The organism is Citrobacter sp. wls619, assembly GCF_005281345.1.
Lineage (GTDB): Bacteria > Pseudomonadota > Gammaproteobacteria > Enterobacterales > Enterobacteriaceae > Citrobacter.
This window is the reverse complement of sequence record NZ_SZXJ01000060.1, coordinates 443-14,599: the sequence shown is the minus strand read 5'-3', so window position 1 is coordinate 14,599 and position 14,157 is coordinate 443. Positions and strand designations below refer to the sequence as shown.

Annotated in this window: 14 protein-coding genes and 1 pseudogene; 12 read left to right on the top strand and 3 right to left on the bottom strand. The window is 55.0% G+C overall.

Annotated elements, in window-relative coordinates:
• Positions 1-10 precede the first annotated feature (10 nt).
• The 4 genes from FDX19_RS13205 to FDX19_RS13190 are packed head-to-tail and all read left to right on the top strand — an operon-like array spanning position 11 to position 3,843.
• A complete protein-coding gene (locus tag FDX19_RS13205; protein ID WP_137383060.1) occupies positions 11-1,033 on the top strand; it encodes an ABC transporter permease in 1,023 nt (340 codons plus the stop codon).
• Positions 1,030-1,926 (top strand): D,D-dipeptide ABC transporter permease, encoded by an 897-nt coding sequence (ddpC, locus tag FDX19_RS13200; RefSeq protein ID WP_137383059.1) that lies wholly within the window; start codon positions 1,030-1,032, stop codon positions 1,924-1,926. Before FDX19_RS13205 ends, ddpC begins: the two co-directional genes overlap by 4 nt.
• The gene (locus FDX19_RS13195) at positions 1,923-2,909 is read left to right on the top strand and encodes an ABC transporter ATP-binding protein (protein WP_137383058.1); all 987 of its coding nucleotides are present in this window, start codon (positions 1,923-1,925) and stop codon (positions 2,907-2,909) included. Before ddpC ends, FDX19_RS13195 begins: the two co-directional genes overlap by 4 nt.
• Positions 2,902-3,843 (top strand): ABC transporter ATP-binding protein, encoded by a 942-nt coding sequence (locus FDX19_RS13190; RefSeq protein ID WP_137383057.1) that lies wholly within the window; start codon positions 2,902-2,904, stop codon positions 3,841-3,843. Before FDX19_RS13195 ends, FDX19_RS13190 begins: the two co-directional genes overlap by 8 nt.
• 10 nt (positions 3,844-3,853) lie before the next feature.
• On the opposite strand, the gene FDX19_RS13185 is transcribed toward FDX19_RS13190, so the two are convergent.
• The gene (locus tag FDX19_RS13185; protein WP_137383056.1) at positions 3,854-4,744 is read right to left on the bottom strand and encodes a LysR family transcriptional regulator; all 891 of its coding nucleotides are present in this window, start codon (positions 4,742-4,744) and stop codon (positions 3,854-3,856) included.
• Between the two features lie 142 nt (positions 4,745-4,886).
• Here FDX19_RS13185 and FDX19_RS13180 point away from each other — a divergent pair, with 142 nt between their 5' ends.
• The 6 genes from FDX19_RS13180 to FDX19_RS13155 are packed head-to-tail and all read left to right on the top strand — an operon-like array spanning position 4,887 to position 10,596.
• Positions 4,887-5,594 carry a CoA transferase subunit A gene (locus FDX19_RS13180; protein WP_048211658.1) on the top strand — a complete coding sequence of 236 codons (708 nt, stop codon included), beginning with the start codon at positions 4,887-4,889 and terminating at the stop codon, positions 5,592-5,594.
• A gap of 2 nt (positions 5,595-5,596) precedes the next feature.
• The gene (locus FDX19_RS13175) at positions 5,597-6,253 is read left to right on the top strand and encodes a CoA transferase subunit B (RefSeq protein WP_137383055.1); all 657 of its coding nucleotides are present in this window, start codon (positions 5,597-5,599) and stop codon (positions 6,251-6,253) included.
• A 10-nt stretch (positions 6,254-6,263) separates the two neighbouring features.
• Positions 6,264-7,469 carry an acetyl-CoA C-acetyltransferase gene (locus tag FDX19_RS13170; protein ID WP_137383054.1) on the top strand — a complete coding sequence of 402 codons (1,206 nt, stop codon included), beginning with the start codon at positions 6,264-6,266 and terminating at the stop codon, positions 7,467-7,469.
• Positions 7,459-8,382, top strand: a complete 924-nt coding sequence (locus FDX19_RS13165; RefSeq protein ID WP_137383053.1) for a 3-hydroxyacyl-CoA dehydrogenase family protein — start codon at positions 7,459-7,461, stop codon at positions 8,380-8,382. Before FDX19_RS13170 ends, FDX19_RS13165 begins: the two co-directional genes overlap by 11 nt.
• 37 nt (positions 8,383-8,419) lie before the next feature.
• Positions 8,420-9,814, top strand: a complete 1,395-nt coding sequence (locus FDX19_RS13160) for a GntP family permease (RefSeq protein ID WP_199951110.1) — start codon at positions 8,420-8,422, stop codon at positions 9,812-9,814.
• 11 nt (positions 9,815-9,825) lie between these two features.
• Positions 9,826-10,596, top strand: coding sequence for a 3-hydroxybutyrate dehydrogenase (locus FDX19_RS13155; RefSeq protein WP_137383052.1), 771 nt, complete (start codon positions 9,826-9,828; stop codon positions 10,594-10,596).
• A 47-nt stretch (positions 10,597-10,643) separates the two neighbouring features.
• Here FDX19_RS13155 and osmC read toward each other — a convergent pair whose 3' ends face one another.
• Entirely contained in the window at positions 10,644-11,075 is a 432-nt protein-coding gene (gene osmC / locus FDX19_RS13150; RefSeq protein ID WP_048211652.1) for a peroxiredoxin OsmC, read from the bottom strand.
• Between the two features lie 228 nt (positions 11,076-11,303).
• On the opposite strand from osmC, the gene sra reads away from it, so the two are divergent.
• Both sra and maeA read left to right on the top strand, forming a co-directional pair.
• Complete coding sequence (sra, locus tag FDX19_RS13145; protein WP_005126806.1) at positions 11,304-11,444, top strand: stationary-phase-induced ribosome-associated protein; 141 nt, start codon at positions 11,304-11,306, stop codon at positions 11,442-11,444.
• A gap of 179 nt (positions 11,445-11,623) precedes the next feature.
• On the top strand, positions 11,624-13,321 hold the full coding sequence (gene maeA, locus FDX19_RS13140; protein WP_137383051.1) for a malate dehydrogenase: 1,698 nt from the start codon (positions 11,624-11,626) through the stop codon (positions 13,319-13,321).
• Positions 13,322-13,390: 69 nt separating this feature from the next.
• Here maeA and FDX19_RS13135 read toward each other — a convergent pair.
• Positions 13,391-13,865: pseudogene (locus FDX19_RS13135) on the bottom strand (endonuclease); the annotation flags it as partial.
• Between the last annotated feature and the right edge of the window lie 292 nt (positions 13,866-14,157).

Below are 14,157 nucleotides of genomic sequence, written 5' to 3'. Positions count from 1 at the left end.
GGGGAAGCCAATGACGTTCTGGAGCATTTTACGCCAGCGATGCTGGGGACTTATCCTGGTGGTTGCCGGTGTCTGTGTAATCACTTTTATTATTTCGCACCTGATCCCGGGCGACCCCGCACGGCTGCTGGCCGGCGATCGCGCCAGCGATGAAATTGTCGAAAATATTCGCCAACAGCTGGGACTGAATCAGCCGCTGTATATTCAGTTTTTCCGTTACGTCAGCGATATTTTTCAGGGTGATTTAGGCACCTCCATTCGCACCGGCCGTCCGGTGCTGGATGAACTGCGCGTATTCTTCCCTGCGACGCTTGAATTGGCCTTCTGCTCTCTGCTGCTGGCGCTGATCATCGGTATCCCGCTGGGTATTCTGTCTGCTGTCTGGCGCAACCGTTGGCTCGACCACCTCGTCCGCCTGATGGCTATTACCGGTATTTCGACCCCGGCATTCTGGTTGGGCCTCGGCGTTATCGTGCTGTTTTATGGCCACTTGCAGATTTTACCCGGCGGCGGGCGGCTTGATGACTGGCTCGATCCTCCTACGCACGTTACCGGTTTCTATCTGGTTGATGCGCTGCTGGAAGGTAACGCCGAGGTCTTTTTCAATGCCCTGCAGCACCTGATCCTGCCGTCGCTGACGCTGGCCTTTGTGCACTTAGGGATCGTTGCCCGACAGATTCGCTCCGCCATGCTGGAACAACTGAGCGAAGATTATATCCGCACCGCGCGGGCCAGTGGTTTACCGGGTTGGTACATCATTTTGTGTTATGCGCTGCCGAATGCGTTGATTCCGTCGATAACCGTGCTGGGTCTGGCCCTGGGCGATCTGCTCTATGGCGCGGTACTGACCGAAACGGTCTTTGCCTGGCCAGGCATGGGCGCCTGGGTTGTGACCTCCATTCAGGCGCTCGATTTCCCGGCAGTCATGGGATTTGCCGTGGTGGTCTCTTTTGCGTATGTGCTGGTCAACCTGGTGGTGGATCTCCTTTACCTGTGGATTGACCCGCGAATCGGACGTGGAGGTGCACAGTGATGCTCACACAAGAAACACCCGCCCCATCACCAGCGATCCGCCGCCGTGTTGACTGGGCAAAACTATTCTGGATGATGAAGAGCAGTCCGCTGACGCTGATTGGCGGCGTCATTATTGTACTGATGCTACTGTTAATGGTGCTCTCTCCGTGGATCACCCCTTACGATCCTAACGCCATCGATCTGACCGCACGCCTGTTGCCTCCGTCAGCCACCCACTGGTTTGGCACCGATGAAGTGGGTCGTGATCTGTTCAGTCGCGTCCTGGTCGGAAGTCAGCAGTCAATTGTCGCCGGTCTGGTGGTGGTTGGTATCGCTGGCGGGCTGGGCTCGCTGTTGGGATGCCTGTCTGGCGTGATGGGCGGACGTGCCGATGCGATCATCATGCGTTTGATGGATGTTATGCTGTCCATTCCTTCGCTGGTACTGACAATGGCACTGGCCGCCGCATTAGGGCCAAGCCTGTTCAACGCCATGCTGGCGATTGCGATTGTGCGTATTCCTTTCTATGTACGTCTCGCGCGCGGTCAAACGCTGGTCGTTCGTCAGTTTACTTATGTACAGGCCGCACGAACCTATGGCGCATCACGCTGGCATCTGATCAGCTGGCATATTTTACGCAATTCACTTCCCCCGCTGATTGTGCAGGCATCACTGGATATTGGCAGTGCGATCCTGATGGCCGCCACGCTCGGATTTATTGGGCTCGGCGCCCAACAACCCAGCGCTGAATGGGGCGCGATGGTGGCGATTGGTAGAAACTACGTGCTTGACCAGTGGTGGTATTGCGCATTTCCTGGTGCCGCCATTCTGATTACCGCCGTGGGCTTTAATCTCTTTGGTGATGGTATTCGCGATCTGCTGGATCCGAAAGCCGGAGGAAAACAGTCATGACACAACCTGTCCTGGAGATCGAGAATTTACACCTGAGCTTCCCCGGTTATAAAGCGGATGTGCATGCGCTGAATCATGTGTCGCTACATATCAACCGGGGTGAAATTGTCGGCGTGGTCGGTGAGTCTGGCTCAGGGAAATCCGTCACGGCCATGCTCGCCATGCGTCTGTTACCCGAAGGAAGCTATCGTATCCATCAGGGGCGCCTTACGCTGTTGGGTGAAGATGTTTTAACTGCCAGCGAAAAACAAATGCGCCAGTGGCGCGGCCAGCGCGTGGCGATGATTTTCCAGGAGCCGATGACGGCGTTGAATCCAACACGACGAATCGGCCAACAAATGGTGGAGGTCATTCGTCATCATCAGGCATTGAGCCGCACGGATGCCCGGCAGAAAGCCATCGCGTTACTGGAAGAAATGCAAATCCCGGATGCCCCGGAAGTGATGTCCCGCTTCCCGTTTGAGCTTTCAGGGGGGATGCGTCAGCGTGTGATGATTGCGCTCGCGTTTTCCTGTGAGCCAGACCTGATCATTGCCGATGAACCCACTACCGCGCTGGATGTCACGGTACAGCTTCAGGTACTGCGATTGCTGAAGCTTAAAGCGCGGGCCAGCGGTACCGCCGTGCTGTTTATCAGCCATGATATGGCCGTCGTCTCGCAATTGTGTGACCGGTTATACGTTATGTATGCCGGGAGCGTGATTGAAAGCGGCCCGACGCAAACCGTTATTCAGCACCCCACGCATCCCTACTCTATTGGCCTCCTGAAATGTGCGCCTGAGCACGGTGAACCACGTGCTTTGCTCCCCGCGATTCCGGGTACCGTACCGAATTTAACCTGCTTACCTGTCGGATGCGCATTCCGCGAGCGCTGCTTTGCCGCAGGGCCTCGCTGTGAAGAAACACCTGATTTATGCAGCCAGGGCGGTGCGGATCAGCAATCCGCCTGCTGGTATCCACAACTGGAGACAACACATGTCTGATATTTTACTGGACCTGCAGGATGTTCATATCAACTTCCCCGCGCGAAAAAACTGGCTCGGCAAAGTAACAGAGCGGGTGCATGCACTCAACGGTCTGGATTTACAAATCCGCCAGGGGGAAACGCTGGGGATTGTTGGCGAATCTGGCTGCGGTAAAAGTACGCTGGCACAACTGCTGATGGGGATGCTCAAACCGAGCCAGGGGCGCTATTCTTGCGGCGGTGGCAAACAGCACAACGGTATGCAGATGGTCTTTCAGGACCCGCTTTCGTCCCTGGACCCGCGCTTGCCGGTATGGCGAATAATCACTGAGCCGGTATGGATCCAAAAGCATAGCCCTGAACGCGAACGTCGCGCCCTGGCCGAGGATTTGGCTCGACAGGTAGGGATTCGTCCGGAATACCTCAATCGCCTGCCGCATGCCTTTTCCGGCGGACAGCGTCAGCGTATTGCCATCGCCCGTGCGCTGTCATCAGAGCCGGATGTGATCGTCCTTGATGAGCCGACGTCGGCACTGGATATTTCGGTACAGGCGCAAATCCTCAATCTGCTGGTTGCATTGCAGGCTCGGCGGAATCTGACGTTTGTGCTGATATCGCATAACGTATCGGTCGTCCGGCATATGAGCGACCGAGTGGCGGTGATGTATCTTGGGCAAATTGTCGAGCTGGGCGATGCGCAGCAGGTTCTCTCGCATCCGGCGCATCCTTATACCCGTCTGTTGCTGGATTCGGTACCTAAAACGGGTACGCCACTGGCTGAAGACCTGGTCCTGCGTAAAACCGAACTCCCCGGCAACAGGACGCTACCGCAAGGCTGTTTTTTCCGCGACAGATGCCCGCTGGCAACCCACGGATGTGAAAAAAAACAGGTATTACTGAAAAATGAAGCCGGACGGGAAGTTCGCTGTTGGCAGGCCATTGATATCTGCTGACTGCGCATTTTCAGGCGAGATACGCCTTTTTCAGCGCATCCACCAGCATTCCCGATGCGGTTGATAATTTATGGTGTGCCGAACGCAGCACCCCGATCCGCCGCTGGATCACGGGACCGTCAAGCTCTATACAGGTTGCGCCAAGTTCCGTCATTTGTGTTCGACACAGTGCGGGAACTGCGCTGCCGCCCAACCCATTTGCCACCATACGGCCAACGGTCACCAGTTGATGACTTTCCAGCGCCACCTCCAGCGTATGTCCGCTTTGCACCAGTTGTTCTTCCAGCATCAGGCGCACGGCAGATGGACGTTGCAGGGTAATAAAATCCAGCGTCAGCAATTCGCGCCACGCAATACGCTCTCGACCCGCCAGCCTGGACGTTGGCGGGACGATCGCCACAAAACGATCGACACCGAGCGGCGTGAAGTGCAGTTGCCCTGAATAATCAGGCTCGAAGGCGATCCCCATCTCCACCCGCCCTTCACTCACCATTTCAATGACCTGTTCGTTTATGACATCGTGAACCGTCACGTTAATACCGGAATAGCAATCCCGAAAGGTTTTCAGTACCTGTGGCAAGACGTTAGCCGCAAACGAAGGCATGGCAGCAATGGAGATTTTACCGCGTTGCAACGTAAAGCGCTGGCGCATCGCTTCTTCAGTATTCTCCCAGTCAGCAAGCAGTTGTCGCCCCATATTCAGCAGCGTTTCGCCTTCCTGTGTCAGGGTGACTTTGCGCGTCGTGCGCAGCAGTAAGGCCCCGCCCAGCGAGTCCTCAAGCCCTTTAATCGCCAGGCTTAACGCAGGCTGCGACATATTCAGTCGTTCACTGGCATGAGCAAAATTCAGAGTGTGAGCTACCGCTAAAAACGCGCGTAACTGTTTGATGCTCATTCCCATTTCGCATTCCTTTAACCTATTGAATACCTTTAATTAACATTAAATTGATAAAAAAACCCAATGAGTGAGTCACAAATTTAAAATTAACAAATCATTTTTCACCCCCAATGATGTCGGCAAGGACAACTGGAGGGACAAGTGTATGGCTGGACTGGATAAACGTGTCGCCACGTATCAAGAGGCGCTGGCTGGGCTGACCGACAACATGACGCTGCTGGCGGGCGGTTTTGGCTTATGCGGCATTCCTGAAAACTTGATTGCGGAAGTACGCCGTCGGGAGGTTCAGGGACTGACCGTCGTTTCAAACAACTGCGGCGTGGATGGTTTTGGCCTCGGTGTGCTGCTGGAAACACGCCAGGTCCGTAAAGTGGTGGCGTCCTATGTTGGCGAAAATGCGCTGTTTGAAAAGCAGGTATTGAGCGGCGAACTGGAAGCCATTCTGACCCCGCAGGGCACGCTGGCAGAGCAGTTACGTGCTGGCGGCGCAGGGATCCCGGCGTTTTTCACCGCCACGGGATACGGTACCCCCGTCGCCGAAGGCAAAGAGGTCCGTGAATTTGACGGCCGTCCTTACATCATGGAACAGGCGATTACGGGTGATTTTGCGCTGGTCAAAGGCTGGAAAGCCGACTGGTACGGCAACGTTATCTACCGCCACACTGCCCAGAACTTTAATCCGCTGATGGCCGCCGCCGGGCGCATTACCGTCGTGGAAGTTGAAGAAATTGTTCCTCCCGGCGAACTGGACCCCGCGGCGATTCATACCCCGGGAATTTTCGTAAACCGCATCATTCAGGGGCAGTTTGAAAAACGCATTGAACAACGCACCCTGCGCCAGAAAGGAGCCTGACTATGTTAACACGTGAACAAATGGCGATGCGTGTCGCCCGGGAACTGCGCGACGGTTATTACGTCAACCTCGGGATCGGTATTCCAACCTTAGTGGCTAACTATATCCCCGAGGGTATGGACGTGATGCTGCAGTCGGAGAACGGTCTGCTGGGGATGGGCCCATTTCCGACCGAAGACGAACTGGATGCCGACATGATCAACGCCGGGAAACAGACCGTGACGGCACGTAAAGGCGCGGCAATTTTCGATTCGGCCCAGTCTTTCGCCATGATCCGTGGTGGTCACGTTGATCTGACGGTGCTTGGCGCATTTGAGGTGGACACCAATGGCAACATTGCGTCGTGGATGATCCCTGGAAAGATGGTGAAAGGCATGGGCGGCGCAATGGACCTGGTGGCCGGGGCTGAAAACATCATTGTGGTGATGACGCATGCGTCCAAAAACGGTGAGTCCAAGTTGCTCCCCGCCTGCACCCTGCCATTAACCGGCGTGGCCTGCATTAAACGCGTGCTTACCGACCTGGCGCTACTGGAGATCGCCAACGGCGCATTCATCCTGCGCGAACGTGCGCCGGGCATCAGCGTCGAGGAGATTGTTGCCAGGACCGCTGGAAAACTGATCGTTCCCGACACCGTGCCCGAAATGCAATTCAACTGAGGATCTGACCATGCAGGATGTTGTTATTGTCGCGGCAACGCGCACACCCATTGGCAGTTTTCACGGGGCGCTGGCACCGCTCAGTGCCGTGGAACTGGGGGCAGTGGTGATCCGCTCTTTGTTGGAAAAAACCGCCGTCGCGCCGGAGCACATTGACGAGGTGATCCTGGGACAGGTTCTGACGGCGGGCAGCGGCCAGAATCCGGCCAGACAGACAGCATTACGGGCAGGCTTGCCGGTGACGGTCCCTGCGCTAACCATCAATCTGGTATGTGGTTCAGGTCTGAAAGCAGTGCAACAGGCGGTGCAGGCTATCCGCTGTGGTGATGCAGACATCGTCATTGCCGGAGGCCAGGAAAGCATGAGCAATGCGCCCTATTTTCTCGACGGCGCACGCTCGGGCCTGCGTTTGGGGCATGCCAGTCTGAAAGACAGCGTGGTACACGACGGACTGTGGGATGCGTTTAACGACTACCACATGGGCATTACTGCTGAAAATCTGGCAGATAAGTTTGTTATCAGCCGCGAACAACAGGATGCCTTTGCGTTGCAGTCTCAGCAGAAAGCCGCAGCGGCAATTGAATCCGGTCGATTCAATGCGGAAATCACGCCAGTCAGCGTTCCACAAGGGAAAAAGCCACCACGTTTGGTTGAGCGTGATGAACAGCCTCGCCCGGATACTCAGGCTGAGAAACTGGCACAACTGAAACCGGCATTTCGCCCTGGTAATGGCACGGTCACCGCAGGGAATGCCTCATCAATCAACGATGGCGCGGCGGCGGTGATGCTGATGAGCGCCACCAAAGCCGCAGCGCTCAACCTGCCGGTACTGGCCCGCGTCGCGGGTTACGCCGTTTCCGGTGTCGACCCGGCTTTCATGGGGATTGGCCCGGTAGAAGCCTCGCTCCAGTGTCTGAAACGCGCCGGGTGGACACTCAATGACGTTGATCTGATCGAAGCTAACGAAGCATTTGCCGCACAGGCGCTGGCGGTGGGTGAAGCCCTGAACTGGGACAGCAACAACGTTAACGTCAACGGCGGTGCGATTGCGCTGGGTCATCCGATTGGCGCCTCTGGCTGCCGCATTCTGGTGACCCTGTTACATGAAATGGCGCGCCGCAACGTTACCAAAGGACTGGCCACATTGTGCGTTGGGGGTGGTCAGGGTGTCGCACTGGCGGTAGAGCGTTCAACAGGAGAACAGCATGCAAAATAATCACTTTAGCGTCCTCGGCGCGGGCTTAATGGGCGTTGGCATTGCCACCCATTTTGCCCGTTTTGGCCACAATATCTGGCTATTTGATACCGATAGCGACCGGATAGCTGAAATTACCGCCGTTGCCGGGAGCATTCTCGATGAGCTGATCGCGACGGACCAGTTTCATGCAGAGGAAAAAACATCGGTTCTCGCGCGACTACACGGCACAACCTCGCTGGCGGATATCGCTGCATCGGGATTACTGATTGAAGCGATCCCGGAACGACTCGAGCTTAAGCACGCACTGTATGCACAACTGGAAGCATTAATCGCCCCAGATGCGGTGATTGCCAGTAATACCAGCGGTCTGCCGCCGGATGCGCTGGCAGAAAAACTCACCCACCCCGAACGGTTGCTGATCGCCCATTTCTGGCATCCACCACACTTTATTCCGCTGGTTGAAATTGTGCCGGGCACGGCAACCAAACCTGAATATCTCAGCGAATTGCAGCAATTGCTGGTCGCGATGCAACTGGAAGCGGTGGTGCTCGATCGTGCCGCACCCGGGTTTGTCGGCAACCGCCTGCAGTTCGCATTGCTGCGTGAGGCGTTGCATATCGTCAAAAGCGGGATCGCCAGCGCGGAAGTGGTGGACCAGGTGATGCGCGCCTCCCTCGGGCGTCGCTATGCCATGGTCGGCCCGCTGGAAGCGGCAGATATGACCGGACTGTCCACCGTGCAGGACATTTGCCGCCATCTGCTCCCAACACTCGCCACCGGCAGCGACATGATGTCGCTTATTGCTGACAAGGTTGCCAACGGCGACACCGGCTTGCGCAGTGGTCAGGGCTTTTATCGCTGGGATGATTCGCGCAAGGAATACATCCAGCAACGCCGTGAACATCAACTGCGCTTTGCCCTGAAGCCATAACGTCTCTTTCTGTACCCCACTATAATAATAAGGAGTCATGATGAGTGTATTAATCGCCCTGGCAGCGCTGGGCTTGCTGATGCTGGCAGCCTATCGCGGATACAGCGTTATCCTGTTTGCCCCCATCGCGGCATTAGGTGCTGTTCTGCTTACGGAACCGAGCGCCGTTGGCCCCGCTTTCACCGGTCTGTTTATGGAAAAAATGGTCGGTTTTGTAAAGCTTTACTTCCCGGTGTTCTTGCTGGGAGCGGTGTTTGGCAAGTTAATCGAGTTATCCGGTTTTTCCCGTTCAATCGTTGCTGCTGCCATTAATATTCTCGGGCGACGCCATGCAATCCCGGTCATTGTGCTGGTATGTGCGCTCCTGACCTACGGCGGCGTGTCATTGTTCGTGGTCGCCTTTGCGGTGTATCCGTTCGCGGCTGAACTGTTCCGCCAAAGTAATATTCCCAAACGTTTGATCCCGGCAACCGTCGCGCTGGGGGCATTCTCTTTCACGATGGATGCCCTGCCGGGGACGCCACAGATCCAGAACATCATTCCAACCAGTTTCTTTGGGACTAACGCCTGGGCCGCGCCGTGGCTGGGGCTAATTGGTTCGCTATTTATTATCTTTGTTGGCCTGGTGTATCTCGAGCGCCAGCGTCGGAAAGCGCAGGCTAAAAATGAGGGCTATGGCACTGAACTGTTAAATGAGCCGGAAACGCCGGATAACATTAACCTGCCAAACCCGATTATCGCTATTTCTCCGTTGATCCTGGTGGGGGTGTTTAACCTGCTTTTTACCCGCTGGATCCCGCAGTGGTATGGCGCGACGCACCAATTGGAGCTCCCGGGACTTGCCAAACCGATTACCACTGAAGTGGGGAAAATTACGGCTATTTGGGCCGTAGAAGCCGCATTGATATCGGGGATCCTGCTGGTGGTGCTATTCGGCTACCGCAACATCAAAGGTCGCCTGGCTGAAGGCAGCAGAACGGCGGTTGGCGGCGCTATCCTCGCGGCGATGAATACCGCATCAGAATACGGTTTTGGCGCGGTAATCGCCGCCCTGCCGGGATTCCTGGTGTTATCAAAAGCACTGGCGGCCATTCCCGATCCGTTGCTCAATGAAGCGATCAGCATTACCACCCTGGCCGGGATAACCGGCTCGGCATCCGGCGGGATGAGTATTGCGCTTGCGGCAATGTCTGATACGTTTATTGCTGCCGCACATGCCGCCAATATTCCACTTGAAGTCTTCCACCGCGTCGCATCGATGGCGAGCGGCGGTATGGACACCCTGCCACATAACGGCGCGGTCATTACCCTGCTGGCGATTACCGGCCTCAGCCACCGTCAGGCGTACGGCGGAATTTTTGCCATCACCGTCATCAAAAGCCTGGCCGTGCTGTTTGTTATCGGCGTCTTCTACACCACCGGAATCGTTTAAGGAGAATTATCATGAATTTAACGGGTAAAACCGCTCTGGTTACTGGATCGACCAGCGGTATCGGTTTAGGTATCGCCCAGGTACTGGCACAAGCAGGAGCCACCCTGATCCTTAACGGTTTCGGTGATGTGGAGGCCGCGAAAGACGCGGTTTCGCAGTACGGCAAAACGCCAGGTTTCCATGGGGCGGATCTGAGCGATGAAGCGCAAATCGCCGATATGATGCGTTACGCTGAAAATGAGTTTGGCGGTGTGGATATTCTGGTTAACAACGCCGGGATCCAGCATGTTTCACCGGTAGAAACATTTCCGGTAGCCAAATGGAACGCGATTATCGCCATCAACCTGTCTTCCGTTTTTCACACTACGCGCCTGGCCCTGCCCGGGATGCGCAAGCGTAACTGGGGACGCATTATTAATATCGCTTCGGTGCACGGGCTGGTCGCGTCAAAAGACAAATCGGCGTATGTCGCAGCCAAGCATGGCGTGGTGGGTTTAACCAAGACGATTGCGTTGGAAACCGCACAGACCGGTGTGACCTGTAATGCACTGTGTCCCGGCTGGGTGTTGACCCCGCTGGTCCAGCAGCAGATCGACAAACGTATTGCTGAGGGTGCTGAGCCCGCTGCGGCACGCGATGCCTTACTGGCAGAAAAGCAGCCGTCGCGCGAATTTGTCACGCCGGAACAGTTGGGCGAGCTGGCGCTATTTCTGTGCTCAGACGGCGCGGCGCAGGTGCGCGGCGTTGCGTGGAATATGGATGGCGGCTGGGTGGCGCAGTAATACCCACGGGTGCCGGATAAGACGCGGTCGCATCCGGCACGCCAGCACTAAGATTTCAGTTGATAATCCAGCGTAATTTCCGCTTTCAGAACCTGCGATACCGGGCATCCGGCTTTCGCTTTCTGAATAATCCCGTCAAACGTAGCGGCGTCTATCCCCGGCACGCTCACCTGGCTGTGTAACGCCACTTTGGTGATCGCAAAACCGGCATCCACCTTATCCAGAGAAACATCGGCAGTCGTATCAATAGCATCGGGTGTAAAACCGGCTTCGCCCAACATCAACGACAGTGCCATCGAGAAGCAGGCAGCATGTGCTGCGCCAATCAACTCTTCAGGGTTAGTGCCTTTGACGCCTTCAAAACGCGTATTAAATCCATACGGTTGCTGGTTAAGTACGCCACTTTCTGTCGACACGGTCCCTTTGCCGCGTTTAATGTCGCCTTCCCAGTGGGCCTGACCTTTCTTATGGATAGTCATTACCGCTCTCCTGTGTTGTCATCGGAGTAACAAGTATAGGCCTCATGGGAAAATGCATGACTCATAATGGAAAGTTCTGCATTTCCTGCTTAAGCATTGACCTTTCAGATAAAATGACCGACCATCCAAAGAGCCGTTGATTCACTTATCGGCTTTTTGTCAGGTTGTATTTCGTCCGTTCTTACGCGGGCTCGCCCTTGAAACCAGTAACAGGATTAAGGAGTTAGAATGAAATCGAACCGTCAGGCCCGTCATATTCTTGGACTGGACCACAAAATCTCCAATCAACGTAAAGTCGTGACCGAAGGCGACAAATCCAGCGTGGTCAACAATCCTACCGGAAGAAAACGCCGCGCTGACAGCAAGTAGTTTCCCGCACGACATACTGATTAACGAGATAAACACCATTGCAACCGCAGTGGTGTTTTTGCTTATAAAACCCCTTAACCCATTCACAATGCTTTATACTTCGCCCGTTTCCCTGGCAGACAGGCCACATACGATCATAAAGAGTGCCAGGGACGGTTATTCAAAAAAGAGTGAGTGACATGGAAAACGAAACTAAAAAACTGCGTTCCCTTTACATCCCTTACGCTGGCCCGGTACTGCTTGAGTTTCCCCTACTGAACAAAGGGAGTGCCTTCAGCATCGAAGAACGCCGTAACTTCAACCTGCTGGGGTTACTGCCGGAAGTTGTCGAGTCGATTGAAGAACAGGCTGAACGTGCCTGGATCCAATATCAGGGATTCAAAACAGAAATCGACAAACATATCTACCTGCGCAACATCCAGGACACCAACGAAACCCTGTTCTATCGGCTGGTACATAATCATCTTGATGAGATGATGCCGGTCATCTACACCCCAACGGTGGGTGCGGCCTGTGAGCGTTTCTCCGAGATCTACCGTCGTGCACGCGGTGTGTTTATCTCGTATCAGAACCGTCACAACATGGACGATATTCTGCAAAACGTCCCGAACCACAATATCAAAGTCATCGTTGTCACCGACGGTGAACGCATCCTTGGTCTTGGCGATCAGGGTATCGGCGGCATGGGTATTCCGATCGGTAAGCTCTCTCTGTACACCGCCTGCGGTGGAATTAGTCCGGCTTACACGCTGCCCGTGGTGCTGGATGTGGGGACCAACAACCAGCAATTGCTCAACGACCCTCTGTATATGGGTTGGCGTAACCCGCGCATTACTGATGATGAGTACTACCAATTCGTCGATGAGTTCATTCAGGCCGTGAAGCATCGCTGGCCGGACGTACTGCTGCAATTCGAAGACTTCGCGCAGAAAAACGCGATGCCGCTGCTCAACCGCTATCGCGACGAAATTTGCTCTTTCAACGATGATATTCAGGGCACCGCGGCGGTCACTGTGGGAACGCTGATTGCAGCCAGCCGTGCGGCCGGCAGCCAGTTGAGCGAGCAGAACATTGTTTTCCTTGGAGCCGGTTCCGCAGGTTGCGGGATCGCCGAGCAGATCATCGCACAAATCCAGCGTGAAGGATTGAGCGAAGAAGCCGCACGTCAACGCGTGTTTATGGTCGACCGCTTTGGCCTGTTAACCGATAAAATGCCAAACCTGCTCTCCTTCCAGACTAAGCTGGTGCAAAAGCGCGAGAACCTGCAACACTGGGATACGCAAGAAGATGTGCTGTCACTGCTCGATGTCGTTCGCAACGTCAAGCCAGACATCCTGATCGGCGTTTCCGGCCAGACGGGGCTGTTTACCGAAGAAATTATTCGTGAGATGCACAAGCACTGTCCGCGTCCGATCGTCATGCCGTTGTCTAACCCGACCTCGCGCGTTGAAGCCACGCCGCAGGATATCATTGCCTGGACCGAAGGTAATGCGCTGGTTGCCACCGGTAGCCCGTTCGCCCCGGTCGCCTGGAAAGATAAAATCTACCCGATTGCGCAGTGTAATAATGCCTATATCTTCCCGGGTATCGGCCTTGGCGTCATTGCCTCAGGCGCCAAACGCATCACCGATGAAATGCTGATGTCGGCCAGCGAAACCCTGGCGCAGTATTCACCGCTGGTACTCAACGGCGAAGGGCTGGTGTTACCGGAGCTGAAAGACATCCAGACCGTTTCCCGCGCTATTGCCTTTGCCGTCGGTAAAATGGCCCAGCAGCAAGGTGTGGCGGTGAAAACCTCCGCCGAAGCCCTGCAACAGGCAATCGACGAGAATTTCTGGCAGGCGGAATACCGCGACTACCGTCGTACTTCTATCTGACGGTTTGCCCGGCGGCGATCCTGTCGTCGGGCAATTTTAAGCGTTCGATGAACGAAATACTGTATGTAATTACTGCTCTGAAAGTTCAAGCTCAGCGATAACCGGTAGGTGATCGCTCGCCGTAGACCACGTAAATTCGGGTGAGTTATGTGCGATTTCCAGAATTTTTGACGTTCTACTTCTGATCTTTAAACGCAAAAATATAGTTTATATCGATCACAGGGTTAACGGCTGGTCAACCGCGCATATCAACTCCTTCTTTCGTCACTTCATTGAAAAAGTAACGTATTTCTTTAAGTGGCTGCTCATCCCGGGTCGAATTGAAGTCCCCTGCCAGGATCTTAATTGAGGATGCGATATCCTGGAAATCTGATGTAGCGTCGCCAAGGCTAATATCTAACAGATAGCGGGCTTGGTCAGTACGCATGGTGGGTTCTTTTTGCCAGTCGAGATGAGTCACCATAATGATAGGGGCAGAATCAAACCCAGGAACGTCAACCTGCGCCAGCAACGCCACGCGTTATTCAGCATTACCCGACGGTAATATGCCTGGCGGAACAGGACTACTCTTTACCGGATACGTTCTCCACCATACATTTGAGCATGGCAACTGCATCATCTACCAAAGACAGCGCGTTGATTTAGGTTAAGGTATGATGGAATATTAAGTGAGGGCGGTGTGACGGATGGACGATCAGCAGCACTGGGAAGCCCGGGCGCGGGTGAACGCGGATGCGCTGGACGGACTGTTTGAGGAGGCAAGGAGGAGACGATTCCCGCTGATGGTGGCTGTGCTGAGCGTTATGCTGACTGCCGGCTGCCATGACCGCCGGACA